General features: G+C 57.6%; 12 protein-coding genes. 4 read left to right on the top strand and 8 right to left on the bottom strand.

Annotation, left to right across the window (positions count from 1 at the left end; translation table 11 throughout):
* Positions 1-110 precede the first annotated feature (110 nt).
* The 3 genes from GOW92_RS00495 (at position 111) to GOW92_RS00485 (ending at position 3,820) form a co-directional block, all read left to right on the top strand.
* Positions 111-683 (top strand): YSC84-related protein, encoded by a 573-nt coding sequence (locus GOW92_RS00495; RefSeq protein WP_170557040.1) that lies wholly within the window; start codon positions 111-113, stop codon positions 681-683.
* A 171-nt stretch (positions 684-854) separates the two neighbouring features.
* The gene (locus GOW92_RS00490) at positions 855-3,317 is read left to right on the top strand and encodes a penicillin acylase family protein (protein WP_170557038.1); all 2,463 of its coding nucleotides are present in this window, start codon (positions 855-857) and stop codon (positions 3,315-3,317) included.
* Positions 3,318-3,424: 107 nt separating this feature from the next.
* Positions 3,425-3,820, top strand: coding sequence for an ester cyclase (locus GOW92_RS00485; RefSeq protein ID WP_170557036.1), 396 nt, complete (start codon positions 3,425-3,427; stop codon positions 3,818-3,820).
* A gap of 12 nt (positions 3,821-3,832) precedes the next feature.
* Here GOW92_RS00485 and GOW92_RS00480 read toward each other — a convergent pair whose 3' ends face one another.
* The 5 genes from GOW92_RS00480 to trkA form a co-directional block, all read right to left on the bottom strand.
* On the bottom strand, positions 3,833-4,117 hold the full coding sequence (locus tag GOW92_RS00480) for a putative quinol monooxygenase (RefSeq protein ID WP_170557034.1): 285 nt from the start codon (positions 4,115-4,117) through the stop codon (positions 3,833-3,835).
* Positions 4,118-4,135: 18 nt separating this feature from the next.
* Positions 4,136-5,407, bottom strand: coding sequence for a GTPase HflX (gene hflX, locus GOW92_RS00475; RefSeq protein WP_170557032.1), 1,272 nt, complete (start codon positions 5,405-5,407; stop codon positions 4,136-4,138).
* Positions 5,407-5,646 (bottom strand): RNA chaperone Hfq, encoded by a 240-nt coding sequence (gene hfq, locus GOW92_RS00470; RefSeq protein WP_010440340.1) that lies wholly within the window; start codon positions 5,644-5,646, stop codon positions 5,407-5,409. The genes hflX and hfq overlap by 1 nt, the downstream gene beginning before the upstream one ends.
* A 126-nt stretch (positions 5,647-5,772) precedes the next feature.
* Entirely contained in the window at positions 5,773-7,311 is a 1,539-nt protein-coding gene (locus GOW92_RS00465) for a TrkH family potassium uptake protein (RefSeq protein WP_170557030.1), read from the bottom strand.
* Positions 7,311-8,687 carry a Trk system potassium transporter TrkA gene (trkA, locus tag GOW92_RS00460; RefSeq protein ID WP_109311769.1) on the bottom strand — a complete coding sequence of 459 codons (1,377 nt, stop codon included), beginning with the start codon at positions 8,685-8,687 and terminating at the stop codon, positions 7,311-7,313. The genes GOW92_RS00465 and trkA overlap by 1 nt, the downstream gene beginning before the upstream one ends.
* 96 nt (positions 8,688-8,783) lie before the next feature.
* On the opposite strand from trkA, the gene GOW92_RS00455 reads away from it, so the two are divergent.
* The gene (locus GOW92_RS00455) at positions 8,784-9,266 is read left to right on the top strand and encodes a hypothetical protein (protein WP_170557029.1); all 483 of its coding nucleotides are present in this window, start codon (positions 8,784-8,786) and stop codon (positions 9,264-9,266) included.
* 12 nt (positions 9,267-9,278) lie between these two features.
* Here GOW92_RS00455 and ntrX read toward each other — a convergent pair whose 3' ends face one another.
* The 3 genes from ntrX to GOW92_RS00440 all read right to left on the bottom strand — a co-directional run bounded on the left by ntrX (position 9,279) and on the right by GOW92_RS00440 (position 14,440).
* Positions 9,279-10,688, bottom strand: coding sequence for a nitrogen assimilation response regulator NtrX (gene ntrX, locus GOW92_RS00450; protein ID WP_170557027.1), 1,410 nt, complete (start codon positions 10,686-10,688; stop codon positions 9,279-9,281).
* A complete protein-coding gene (locus GOW92_RS00445; RefSeq protein ID WP_170557025.1) occupies positions 10,685-12,973 on the bottom strand; it encodes a sensor histidine kinase NtrY-like in 2,289 nt (762 codons plus the stop codon). Before GOW92_RS00445 ends, ntrX begins: the two co-directional genes overlap by 4 nt.
* A gap of 99 nt (positions 12,974-13,072) precedes the next feature.
* The gene (locus GOW92_RS00440) at positions 13,073-14,440 is read right to left on the bottom strand and encodes a response regulator (RefSeq protein ID WP_170557023.1); all 1,368 of its coding nucleotides are present in this window, start codon (positions 14,438-14,440) and stop codon (positions 13,073-13,075) included.
* Positions 14,441-14,463: the final 23 nt, after the last annotated feature.

The following is a 14,463-nucleotide window of genomic DNA, read 5'->3' as shown; positions in this document are numbered from 1 at the left end:
GTGAAGGCTGTTGGATCAGCTTTCCCGTGACACACGGACGCAATCGGCGTATTCTTGCACACAAGATCGGGAACACCCGACACTTCAGGCAGTTAACACAGAGAAAAAACATGAGCAGTTCCAACTCTCCCCGACTAAACCGTCGTGGCTTTGCGCTTGGCATGGCCGGTCTTACGCTGACCGCAGCATGCGGAAACGGTGTAGGCAATTCAAACGCGGCCCAGATCGACGCCCGTGTGAACGTGACGCTGAACGAAATGTTCAACAAGTACCCCAACACAGTCGAGATCGCCAACAAAGCCGACGGCATGCTGGTGATGCCACTGATCACCGAGGCCGGGTTCATCTTTGGCGGAGCATATGGCCAGGGCGCGCTGCGCATTAACGGTGCAACGGTCGACTATTACTCGGCCGTATCTGGCAGCGCCGGCCTGCAGATCGGCGCGCAGCAATATGCGCATGTGCTGTTTTTCATGACGCAGGACGCGTTGGATGACTTCCGCCGTTCCAGCGGTTGGACCGCAGGGGCGGATATCGGCTACGTCGTCGACGCCACCGGTGACTCGCTTTCAACCGACACGAACCAATTGCGCAAACCCGTACTTGCCGCTGTTTTCGGGCAGGCTGGTCTGAAATTCGGCGCCACCGTCGAAGGCACCAAATACACGCGCATCATCCCCTGAATCCGAATACCACGACCCCTTTGCAGCAAACCCCGGCACATGTTCAAACCACGTGCCGGGGTTTTTCGTTTCAACATCTTAACCCGACGTTCGCGCGCCGTTCCTCTTTCGGTTGCCCCGGCCTTCCAGTAGTGTTCAGCCAATAATTTCTTACGGGGATGTGGGGCGTTCATGGGTCTTGTCTTTCGCTGGCTGGTTCGGATTGCTACGGGTCTGGTCCTGCTGGCCGTCGCGGCTGTAGGCCTTGTCTACTTTCTCGCCAGCCAGTCACTGCCGGACTATGACCAGACCGTCGACGTTGCCGGGCTGCGTGGGCCTGTCGAGATCGTGCGCGACACTGCCAACGTTCCGCATATTCTGGCCGAAAACGACCCTGACGTATTCTTTGGCCTTGGCTACGCCCATGCACAGGATCGTCTGTGGCAAATGACCGTGATGCGCCGCACGGCGCAGGGGCGCCTCTCTGAAGTCTTCGGCAGGCGCACCGTAAGCATAGACAAACTCTTGCGCCGTTTTGACCTCTACAGCCTGGCCCACCGCTCGGTCGAAGTGCAGGACGATTACACCAAAGCCGCGCTGCGCGCCTATTCCGCCGGCGTCAACGCCCGTCTGGAAGAGATCAACGAAAACGCATTGGGACGCGGTGCACCGGAAATGTTCCTATTCAACGCGCCCGTTTCGCCGTGGCAACCCGGTGACAGTATTGCCATCATCAAACTGATGAGCCTGCAACTGTCCGGGCATTTGAAAGACGAGGTTCTGCGCGCCCGCACGTCCCTTATGCTGAACGATCCCAATCGCCTGTCCGACATCTTGCCGGATGTGCCGGGTCCGGGGATCGCTGCGCTGCCGGAATACGCGGCTCTCTTCCCGGGATTGCCGCGCTATGCAGAAGGCACGCCAATGCCCGACACTCCTCTGTCGCCCTTCCCCAAACGCGGTTTGGCCGGGGCGTCGAACGCGTGGTCCGCCGCACCTTCGCGTTCCGCGATCGGAGGTACCCTGCTTGCCAATGACCCGCATCTGGGCCTGACCGCACCTGGTATTTGGTATCTGGCACGGCTCGAACTTGCCAAGGGCGGCGTCATCGGCGCGACCATTCCGGGCGTTCCCGCGATCATGACAGGCCGCAGCGACCGGTTGGGCTGGGGACTGACCTCGTCCTACCTGGACGATCAGGATGTTCATATCGAGCAGTTGAACCCGGAAAACCCAGAAGAATACCTGTCGCCCGACGGTTTTAAACAATTCCGGTCCCGCCCCTCGATCATCGAGATCAAGGATGAACCCCCTGTCACCCTGACCCTGCGCTGGACTGAAAACGGACCCGTTTTACCCGGCAGTCATTATGATCTGGAAACGATCACTCCACCTGGTCATGTCGCGTCATTGTCTTGGACGGCACTCAGTCCGCGCGATACGTCGATGACAGCGTCGATGGCTTTGATGAATGCGGACAGCGTGCGTGAAGCGATTGATGTGGCCGAGCTGTTCATAGCACCCTCGCAAAACCTGTCGCTGGTCGACAAGGATACGATCGGCATGAAGCTGATCGGCGCGATGCCCAAGCGCGACCTGCGAAACCAAAGCCGTGGCCGTATCCCGACGCCCGGCTGGCTGGCTGAAAACCTTTGGCAGGGACGTTTGCCCTATGCGAACAACCCCGAATTCGTGGCCCCCGCCGGGGGAATACTGGGCAACACGAACAACAAAATCATCGACCGCCCCTTTCCCAACCACGTTTCATACGAATGGGGTGACACCCAAAGGGTGCACCGTTGGGAGCGCCTGATGCAATCGCGCGAAGTTCACACTCGCGACAGCTTTATTGAGGCACAACTTGACACGGTCAGCTTTACAGCCCGATCCCTTCTGCCACTGATCGGCGCAGACCTTTGGTTTACCGGTGCATCCGCCCCCGAAGGCACACCTGAACGCCAGCGTCAGGTCGCGCTGGCCCTGCTGGCTGAATGGAACGGTGAGATGAATGAACACCTGCCCGAGCCGCTTATCTATGCCGCATGGTTGCGCGCATTGCAGATCCGCTTGATCTCGGACGAGTTGGGGCCGCTGGCTGCTGAATACAAACATGTTGAGCCGCTATTCATCGAACGGGTCTACCGCGATATTGACGGTGCCTCGGTCTGGTGCGACGTGCGCCAGAGCGCGCCTGTGGAAACATGTACCGACATGGCCCGGCTGGCGCTGGACGACGCGCTGATCTGGATCAGCGAAAAATATGGTGGCTCGTTGGAATCGCTGCGCTGGGGCGATGCCCATCAGGCCACGCATGATCACCCGGTTCTGGGCACGGTTCCGGTTCTGCGGTTCTTCGTCAATATTCGCCAATCCACCAGCGGCGGCGACAATACCCTGCTGCGGGGTCGGACATCGGGCGAAGGCCCCGACCCTTTCCAGAATGTGCACGGTGCGGGCTATCGTGGTGTCTATGATTTCGCCGATCCCAACAGCTCAGTCTTTATCACGGCCACGGGACAGTCGGGACATTTCCTGTCGCGGTACTACGACGATCAGGCCCAGCTTTGGCGGCGAGGCGAATATATCCCGATGTCGCTTGATATGGATCTTGCCCGTGCCGCAGCGGTCGGTGTTACCAACCTGATCCCGCGCTGATTTCCACCGCTTCGGCAGGACCTTGCCCCTTTTTCAACCCGCCGTGGACGCGCACCGGTGTTTTCGCCTACGATCTGTTGGCCGACTATTTGGAACTGGGGGTACGGATGGCCAGTATTCGGGATACACTGAACAATCTCGCACGCGACTACGCAATCGCATGGAGTTCGGGTGACCCAGAGGCGGTCGCCAGCTTTTACGCACCCGACGGGCAGATTACGATCAACCGGGGTGAACCAACCGTCGGCCGGGCCGCTGTGGCCGAGATGGCGCGCGGGTTCTATGCCGACTTCCCGGACCTGGAGGTTCGCTGCGACATGCTTCGCTGGGCCGGAACGCACGCCATTTTCGTCTGGACGCTAGAAGGTCATCATTCTGAAACCGGCAACCACGTCGTCACACGTGGCTGGGAAGAATGGGAACTGACCGCCGACAACAAGGTGCAATCGTCGCTGGGCTGGTTCGATGCCGAAGACTATCAGCGCCAGATAGACGGTCGCTAGCCGACAATCCCCCTATCCAAGCGTAATTTGATAATCACGAGGGATACCTTCGGTCACTTTGAACCAGGTCGAGGTCTTGGTGCGTGCCTGATGCGCGTCAAATGCAGCCTGACTTTCAAAAACTTCGCTCACGTTGAACCGGCCCGGAATATCGGCGTCTTCTGTCACGTCGAACGAAATACACCCTGACTCGGCCAGCGTAAGGGAAATGTGGTCCGGCAATGCATCCCGCACCTGCGCGATCCGGTCGGCTGGCACCAAAATATGACCGGTCAGCATAACCTTAGATTCCGTCATGATAACCTCGCTGATTGATCAAAGCGCGGCGTACTGCGCCGCCTGTTTGTCAGTCCACAGGACGGTGATCTGAAACCCATCATCGGTCTGCTCTTCGGATCGAATGACATCCTGACGGAACAACCACGCGCGCTTGTCGCCCTCGGCAAAGCCCAGCGACAGGACTGTCTCGTGACGTACACCCTGCAATTTGACGGCAATCTCGGCCAGAAGCGGTTCGAGGCCTTCACCGGTCACAGCAGAAATGGCAAAGATCGACGGATCGCGGTCGGCGCGAGCAAAAGTGGCCTCGCGTTCATCATCGTTCAGCAGATCGATCTTGTTCCAGACCTCAAGCCGGGGCCGTTCGTCATCAACGCCCAACGAGGTCAGAATGGTTTCGACATCCTGCGCCTGTGCTTCGGTTTCCTCATGGCTGATATCGCGCACATGCACGACGATATCTGCGCCCAGCACCTCTTCGAGCGTGGCGCGAAAGGCGGCCACAAGTTCGGTCGGCAGGTTCGAGATGAAACCCACCGTGTCTGACAAGATCACCTCGGGGCCATCAGGCAATTCGACCCGCCGCATGGTCGGGTCCAACGTGGCAAACAGCATGTCCTTGGCCATCACCTCGGCCCCGGTCAGACGGTTGAACAGTGTCGATTTACCGGCGTTCGTATATCCCACAAGGGCGACAATCGGATACGGTACCTTGGCGCGCGCCGCACGATGCAGGGTTCGTGTCTTGATCACCTTCTGCAATTGACGTCGCAGACGCACAAGCTGATCGTCAATAGCCCGGCGGTCAGCCTCAATCTGCGTTTCACCCGGGCCGCCGACAAAGCCCAATCCGCCCCGCTGCCGTTCAAGGTGCGTCCAGGCGCGGACCAAACGCGTCCGTTGATAGCTGAGCGCAGCCATTTCGACCTGCAAGACACCTTCACGGGTGCGCGCACGATCGCTAAAAATCTCAAGAATCAAGCCGGTGCGATCGAGGATCTTGACCTTCCATGCCTTTTCCAGATTGCGCTGTTGGACTGGCGTCACGGGGCCATCAATCAGCACCAATTCGACTTCGGCGTCATGAAACTGTTCGCCAAGTTCTTCGATCTTGCCGCTACCGAACAACAGCCCCGGTTGAGCGCGCTGAAGGCGCACGATATCGGAACCGATCACATCCAGATCGGGCAAAGCGGCAGCCAAAGCCACCGCTTCTTCCAGCGCCGGTTCAGGAACACGGCGCTGTTCATCTGATTTGATTTCCGGATGCAGCACCCAAGCCCGGGTGCGCGTCCTGTCATGTTCCATCAAGAGGCGTCTTCGCCCTCATACAGGCTGATCGGCTGCGACGGCATGATCGTCGAAATCGCGTGTTTGTAGACCAGCTGCGACTGTCCGTCGCGGCGCAACAATACGCAGAAATTGTCGAACCAGGTGATGACACCCTGCAATTTCACACCGTTGATCAGGAAAATTGTGACCGGGACCTTTGCTTTCCGTACATTGTTCAGGAACGCGTCCTGCAGATTCTGTCTGTCCGAAGCCATATTTTTATAATCTCGCCATTGTTCTTGCTACGCGCTGCGGACCAACGCGCTCCCTCTGGCAGAGTATGGAGTGGAGTTAACCGATATTCCAGATGAAAAATAAGGAGTCAGCAAAGGTGAGGATTCTTAGTCTCGCCAGAGGGTTGGCGTAATCAGCGCAATGATCGCCAATGTTTCCAGTCGTCCGATCACCATTGCCGCGCACATAGTCAGCTTTGCGCCCCACGGCAAATCGACCAGACGGATGGGGACATCGGTGGCCAGTTCGATCAATGGCCCGGTCGTGCTGAGCGCAGCAACACTAAGGACCATGGCCTGTTCAAACCCCGATCCCATCGCAGCCAGCAACAAATTGAACAGCGCAGCGGTCAGGGCGAACATCATCAGGAAGATCCAGGCAATAAAGGCCCCGTCACTTTGAATGCGCCGGTTACCGCCTCCAAGACCGCTGACAGATGAGGGGTAGATCAACCGATCAATCTCGCGCGCGCCGTTTAGATACAAGGCAAAGACCCGCAACAGTTTTACCCCGCCCGCGGTCGTTGCCACCCCCCCACCGATCAGTGCGAGGCCCATCAGGATCAGCCCAGGGGTGCCCAGACCAGACAATTGCTGCGCATCGTTCCAGTTAGCGCTTTCAAACCCGGCGGTAGTCAGGAATGCGAGCGCCGTAAAAATCATGCCCCAGATCACGCCAAGCGCCTGAAGCGGTTCCAACTGATTGCCGATCTCAAGCACCCCGGCCCAGACGCGCGCAAACAACAACACCGCGACAAAACACACGATCATTAGTCCAATGCGGAATTCTGGGTCTTTGTCCAACCGGGAATAGCCTGTGGTCGCCGTGTCGGTGGAAAAGGTCAACCGCGATAAGGCGAAGAACAGGAAGAGAAACATGATCGCCTCGCCCGTTATTCCAGCTTGCGCGCCCTCCAGCCCGCCGACCGGAGAAATCCCAGACGTGGCCATTGTCGACATCGCGTGACACACAGCTGTCAGACCGTTTTCGCCCGCGATCATCAGAAGGATACATATGACTGCGGTCAGACCGGCATAAACTGGTGTCAACGTTCGCGTTACGCGGATCAGACGACCACGCGGATCAACCTCTTCGCTTTGCGCCACGCCCGAAACGGGTCGACCGGGCTGACCGCGCGCCGTAATCTCGAACCCGCCCAGTGACAGAGGGGCCAGGATAGCAGCCGCTGCAATCCACATCAGCAAACCACCCATCCAACCGACCAAAGCGCGCCACAGGTGCAGCGGTGCAGTCAGGCGATCGGGGTCCGGAAACAGATCCGCTCCGGTCGTGGTTACGGCGCTGACCATATCGAAATACGCGTTCAAAAAAGTGGTCGTACCCAAGGCATCATGCAGCGGAATTGCCAGAAACAGCGGCAAAACCGTAAAACAGCCCAGCAAAACGGCCAGTTGCCCCAGCGTCCCACGTCGCGGCACGCGGTTTGATGCAGCCACAGCGATTGTGGACACCACGAACAGCCCCAACAAACCGGAATAGAAAAATGAACGGGAGGTATCATGATCGTCCAGCGCCAGCGCATATACCGCCGGAACCCACATCGACAGTGCTGCGATTCCCCAGATCAAAAGAAACAGCGGCAACCGCTGTATCAATGTGATCTGTTGTCTCCGAGCGCGCGCCATCAGAAGAAATCGATTGAAACCTGCATCAGGCGTTCGACCTCGGGCACGTCTTTGGCCATGGCAAAGATCGCCACCACATCCTTTTCATCAATCCGCAAGCTGCCGGTCGGACGTAAAAGCTCATCACCCTTTCGGACAGCGCCGACCAAAACACCTTCGGGAAAATCAATGTCTCGCAGCTTTTGCCCCGCCATTGGCGAGGTCGACAGCACCTCGGCCTCGATCACTTCGGCCTCGGCATCACCGATGGAATAAACCTGCCGCACCCGCCCGTGACGAATATGGCGCAGGATCGAGCTGACTGTGGTCGCACGCGGGTTGATATAAGCGTCGATCCCCAGCGGTCCCATCAGGGCTACCATGCTGGGATCGTTGATCAGCGCAATCGCCAAAGCGCATCCTTCAGCCTTGGCTCGGACAGCCGCCAGCATGTTGGCACGGTCGTCATCCGTCACCGCCAACATCGCGTCCGCGCGTTCGATCCCGGCCTCGCGCAGCAATGCGGCATCAAGCCCGTCGCCATTCAGGACAATCGTCCGTTCCAGCGTTTCGGCTGCTATTTCAGCGCTTTGGCGATCACGCTCGATCACCTTGGCACGCACACGGCTTTCACGTTCTTCCAGCGTTCGGGCAACTTCCAGACCGACATTTCCGCCGCCCACAATTACCACGCGGTCCTGCTTTTTGTGGGTCTTGCCGAAAACCTCCATCGTGCGGTCCACGTCTTTGACATTGGTAAAGACATAGCATTCGTCGCCGACAAACAGCTGATCTTCGGATTCGGGCGCAAACAGCGTTCCATCCCGCCGAACACCGACGACGATTGAGCTGAGCGTGGAAAACAGGTCCGTGAGTTGGCGCAACGGGGTGTTTACGATGGGACAGTCTTCGTCGATGCGAATACCCAACAACTGCGCCTGCCCGTCCATGAACATTTCGGTATCAAAAGCCGACGGTGCCGACAGGCGGCGCATGGCGGCGGCTGCGACTTCACGCTCGGGGCTGATCACCACGTCAATTGGCAGGTGGTCGCGGCGAAACAGGTCCGAGTGGATCGCTTGCAGATAGGATTTCGCACGTAGACGCGCGATCTTGCGTTGGATGGAAAAGATCGAGTGTGCCATCTGACAGGTGACCATGTTCACCTCGTCCGAATGGGTTGCTGCGATGATCATATCTGCGTCACGCGCGCCTGCACGCTCAAGCACGTCAGGATAGCTTGCGAACCCAGCAATCCCCTGAACATCCAACGTTTCCGTTGCCCGGCGCACCAGATCGGGATTGTTGTCCACCACCGTTACGTCATTCAGTTCGCCCGACAAGTGCCGTGCGATCTGCCAGCCGACCTGACCGGCACCGCATATGATGACCTTCATGTTTCTGGCCCTTCTGCCTGAAATCCTTGAATGACAGATGCCCCCATAGCGGTCAATTGAATTGTCATTTAGACAAAGCTGGGGCAAGATAACCCTATGAAATCAGTACTTCACCTGCTTCTTCCACTGACTGTCTTGTCCGCATGCAGCGGCCCGTTATCGTTATACTATCGCGAGGGGGAAAGCGTATCGCGCGCGCAGTCCGAGACCACGCAATGTCAGGTTCAGGCCGTAAATCAGGTTCCCGTCGCCAATCAAGTGCGCCAAAGCCCGCCCACATATTGGCCGGGGCGCACCTATTGCGATGGCCGGGGACATTGCTATCGCTCGCCCGGTTGGTGGCAACCCGGGCAGGTTTACACAGTCGATGTCAACGAGGGTCTGCGCAATCAGGTCGAGGCACAGTGCATGGCGAAAAAGGGCTATCGCCCGGTCAGCCTGCCGCCCTGCAAGCAAAGCGTAAAGTCACAGGTTCCCCAAGCCCGCACTACGAAACTGCCGCCGCTGGGAACCCAATCCTGCTATGTGAAATTCGACGACGGCTCGTTTCAGATCATCAACCCAGGTCAGGCAGGGTAAAGCCCCGGCGGATCACTCCGCCGGTTCTGGTTCGTCGATTTGTGCCACCCGCGCCCCGGACTTGTTCGAGGTCACAACACCAAGCGATTTCAGCTTGCGATGCAGCGCACTGCGTTCCATGCCCACAAAGCTGGCGGTCCGGCTGATATTGCCGCCAAAGCGGTTTATCTGGGTCAGCAGGTACTCACGCTCGAATGCCTCACGCGCTTCGCGCAGCGGCAGCGTTGCAAGTGCACCTGACAAAACCACGCGGCCCGAGTCGTCGGTTTTTTCTTCTTCGGTCGGCAATTCACGCGCTTCGATCGGACCTGTTCCGTCCCCCAGGATCAAGACGCGCTCGATCAGGTTCTTCAACTGACGCACATTGCCGGGCCAGGTCATAGTCTGCAACAACGCCACAGCCTCTTCCGAAATCTCCCGAATTGGCAAGCCTTGGGATTCGTTGCACATTTCGATAAAATGCTGTGCCAGAACCGGAATATCCTCGCGCCGATCCTCCATCGAAGGCACCGCGATCGGAACAACGTTCAGTCGATGATACAGCTCTTCGCGGAACCGGTCGGCTTCAATCTCGGCCTCCAGATCGCGGTTTGTCGACGATATGACCCTAAGATCCACACGGACCTTGTCAGACCCACCTACCCTTTGAAATTGCTGGTCGACCAGAACCCGCAGAATCTTGGACTGCGTCCCCAAAGGCATGTCTGCCACTTCGTCAAAATAGATCACGCCACCATGGGCTTCTTCCAGCAAACCGGATTCGATTCCGCGTTCGGATGACTCGCGTCCAAACAACACTTCCTCGACGCGCTCGGGTTCGATCCCGGCGCAGTTGACGGTGACGAATGGCGCATTGGCGCGATTTGAATGGGCGTGAATATACCGCGCGGCAATTTCTTTACCCGATCCGGCCGGGCCGCTCAGCATCACGCGGCCATTTGACTTGGTGACCTTGTCCAGCTGGCTTTGCATTGCCCGAAACGATGCGGATTTGCCGATCATATCCGAGTTGGTGACCTCGCGACGCTTGAGCGAGGCGTTCTCGCGACGCAAGCGCGAGGTTTCCATGGCGCGGCGTATCACCACCATCAACTGGTCGATGTTAAACGGCTTTTCAATAAAGTCATAAGCGCCCTGCTTAATAGCCGCCACGGCAATCTCAATGTTGCCGTGGCCAGAAATGATCACCACCGGCACATCGGGATTGTCCCGTTTGACCGCTTTCAGGATATCAATCCCGTCCATCCGGCTATCCTTCAGCCAGATATCAAGGATCAAAAGACCCGGCGGTTCGGAATTGATCGACGACATACACTCGTCAGAGTTTGCCGCCAGTCGGGTTGAATAGCCTTCGTCCTCCAGAATGTCGGACACCAGCTCGCGAATATCGCGTTCGTCATCTACGATCAGAATGTCGCTCATCTTTGGCCTGCTTTCAGTTTGTTAGTATGAATTGCCTGCTTTTGTGGCGCTGCAGTTTGGGAAAATTTGCCCCCCGGCAAACGGATCATGGCCATCGCACCGAAATGGTCCTGTCCGTCAAATACGGGCGCATCCTCAAGAGTCAGCGCTCCGCCGTGTTCTTCTATTATTTTCTTGACGATAGGCAGGCCCAAACCCGTACCCTCGTCGCGCGTGGTGACATAAGGTTCAAACAACCGTGCCCGATCTTCGGGCAGCCCTATGCCATTGTCCGCAATTGTAATGACCGTACCCGCGTCATCGTTGGAAATGCCCACCTTAATCTGGGGTTTCAGGGTTTCCGGCGGGCCTTTTTTCTTCAACGTTTCAATTGCTTCTCCCGCGTTCTTTATCAAGTTCGTCAACGCTTGATTCAACATAGTCGCGTCCACATCGGCCAGGATAGGCTGCTCTGGCAGGGTCGCGTCAATCTGCACATCTGGCTGTCCGGCCTGCTGCAATAAAACGGCTTCTCGGACCAAGCCAACGATATCTTCCTCACGCCGATCCGGCTCTGGCATCCGCGCAAACTTCGAGAATTCATCCACGATACGCCGCAAATCGTTGGTCTGCCGCACAATCACATCGGTCATTGAAACTAGGCTGTCGCAATCTTCTTCGTCCAGTTTACGAGAGAACTTGCGCTTGATCCGCTCTGCACTGAGTTGGATGGGCGTCAAAGGATTCTTTATCTCATGCGCAATTCGGCGGGCCACATCACCCCAAGCCGCCATACGCTGCGCGCTGACCAGATCTGTCACGTCATCGAAGGCTACCACGTACCCTTCCAAACCGCCATCTTCGCCGCGCCGGATCGCCATCCGAACCAGCAGGTTTTCCAGTCTTCCCTTTCGCGTGACCTTGATCTCGCCCTGCACAGCTTCCTGACCGCTGTCTTTCAGACTTTCGAATAGGGGAAGAAATTCGGGAACTGCGATGCCGATGGCCAAGTGTTCCTCGCCGCGAGACCAATCCAAAAGACGTTCTGCCGAGCGGTTCACAAAGGTGACACATCCATCCGAGTCGACGCCAACCACGCCTGAAGTCACCGAACTGAGCACGGAATCGAACAGGCGGCGGCGGCGCTCGATCTGTCGTGTGTTTTCCAGCAACGTGTCACGCTGCCCTTTAAGTTGTCGCGTCATCTGATTGAAATAACGGCCTAACATTGCGATCTCGTCATCGCTGGCTTCTTCGATGACCTGAACGCTGAGGTCCCCGGCTCCGACTCTTTGCGCAGCGGTGGTTAAACGGCCAACCGGGCGCGACAGCCGTTCGGCGAACCACATGCCCAACGACATTGCGGCAAGGATCAGGATGACCGCAAAGCCCAGGTACAAAAGCCCGAACTCGAAAAGAACCCGCCCCCTTTCGCTTTCAAGCTGTTGGTAGAATTGAACCGTTTCCTTGGTGTCATCCAGCAGTTTCAACAGTTCGCCATCTACTTCGCGGCTAACATACAGGTAACGGTCCAGATAAGCCTGCAACGGCACTAGCGCGCGGAATTCATTGTTTTGCCAATCGGCGATGATCATCAGGCCATTGTCGGTGGCCTCGACCATCTGCTCAGGCGTCGGCGGCTCATAGTTGAACAGATAGGACCGGTCGCCGCGGGATTTGATTTCGCCACTGCCATCAATGACATAGGCCTCGCGCAGGCCTCTCTGAATCTGCGATTGACCCTGAGCCAAAACCTCGCGCAATTCGGCGTCCGAGATGTAGAAATCCACCGTGCGCGCATTGTCGAGGAAGCGGGAAAGAACGACTGCGTCCTGCGTCAGACCGCTGCGATGCTCAAGCTCATAGGCTTCTGCGGCCGACAGGGATGATCCGACAACTTGACGGACCCGGTCCGAGAACCAGCCCTCAAGCCCGATATTCACCGTCAGGCCGGCAAAGATCGCGACGGTCACCGTCGGCACAAGGGCCAGCAAGGTGAACGCACCAATCAGCCGCAAGTGCAGACGAGAACCAGCAGATTTTGCCCGGCGCGCAGCGATCAGACTGAATACCTGCCCCAACACCAGCGCTGCGACGACCAGCACATAAACCAGATCGGCCAGCAGAATCAGCCGTAGTGTCGGCGCCGCGGACCCCAAATCGAACGGGCCGATGACCAGATAGGTAGCCAACGCCAAAAGCGGCCCCAAAAGGACTAGCCCCAAGGTGCTAAAATTGCGCAGTTTTCGGGATTTCCGCCACCGATCAATCGATAGGATCAGCCCGCTCTGTGCTCGGGTTGCCACCGTCTGCCCTCATCCTGATGTGCCGCTTTCGCGGCTTACCGCCATATCTCGTGGTCCTTGCCGGGCCTGTACCCGGATGCCACGCTTTGTGTGGCGATATTACATCAGTTTGCGTCTGCGTGTCACCTGAATATCGAGATCAGTGATTTTTTTGCGCAGCGTATTCCTGTTGATCCCCAACAAATCCGCACATTTCGCCTGATTTCCGCCAGTTGCGTCCAACGCCTGTTCGATCAAGGGGGCCTCAACTTCGCGCAAGATACGTTGATATAGGCCGGGAGGCGGCAATAAATTGCCGTGCAGATCGAAGTAGCGGCGCAAATGACGAGCCACAGAGGCCGATAATTTTTCCCTTTCTCCGTCGCCCAGAATCGGTTCCGCTTCGGGTTGGCTGCCAAGAACCATCTCAACCTCGGATTTCGAGATTTCTTCGGCTCTGCTGGTCAGGCTCAGACGCCGGATCGCGTTTTCCAACTGTCGAACGTTGCCGGGCCAGGAATACCGCCGCACCATTTCCACTGCTTCTGCGCTGAGCCAGCGCTTTGTGCCATGTTCCCGCTCTTCGCGCGCAAGAAAGTGATCGGCCAATAGTGTTATATCGTCGACGCGCTCGCGCAGCGCTGGCACATGAATTGTCGCCCCGCACAGCCGATAGTAAAGATCCTGACGCACGCGCCCACTTTCCATTGCTTCGGTCAGGTTCGACTGGCTGGTCGCCATGAACCGCGGAAGATGGTCACCGGGTGTGTCCATCATTCGGACAATGCGCGCCTGAACCTCATCCTCGATATCGGCAATCTCATCAATCAGCAGAGTGCCACCGCGCACCCGGGCCATTATGCGCGCAGGTCCTTCAAGATCACGCAAGTCACCGGCGGTTGCAGTGACAAAGGGCAACGTTCGACGATCCGAAAAATCGTGAATAGCCCGTGAAATTAATGACTTACCGGTCCCACTTTCACCAGAAATCATCACCGACAGATCGGTGTTCATCACCCGCGCCACAAGGCGATACAGTGCCTGCATGCCCGGAGTGCGCCCGACTAGCGGCAATTCTTCAGGGCGTTCATCAACAGGTACGATCGCATCCGCCTGAATGCGCTGCTTTTGCTCCAGCGCACGTGCAGTCCGCTTCATCAAATCAGGCAAATCAAAGGGCTTCGGCAGATAGTCATACGCATCTGCCTCGGCCGCCTGAATCGCCGTCATAATCGTGTTCTGCGCCGAGATCACAATGACCGGAAGCCCCGGACGGTCCTGCGCGATCTTGGGCAGCATCTCGAGCCCGTTACCATCCGGCATGACTACGTCCGAAATAACGACATCCCCTTTGCCCTCGCCGACCCAGCGCATCAGAGTTGTCAGCGAGGATGTCGCATGCACCTTGCACCCGGCCCGTGTCAGCGCCTGAGTCAGTACGGTTCGGATTGTGCGATCGTCGTCTGCGACCAGTACTGTGCCATCCATCGGGTGCTCTCCTTACTTATTCT

Origin of the sequence: Ruegeria atlantica (genome assembly GCF_013032505.1) — a bacterium.
GTDB lineage: Bacteria > Pseudomonadota > Alphaproteobacteria > Rhodobacterales > Rhodobacteraceae > Ruegeria > Ruegeria atlantica_F.
This window is presented reverse-complemented; position numbering and strand designations above follow the sequence as displayed.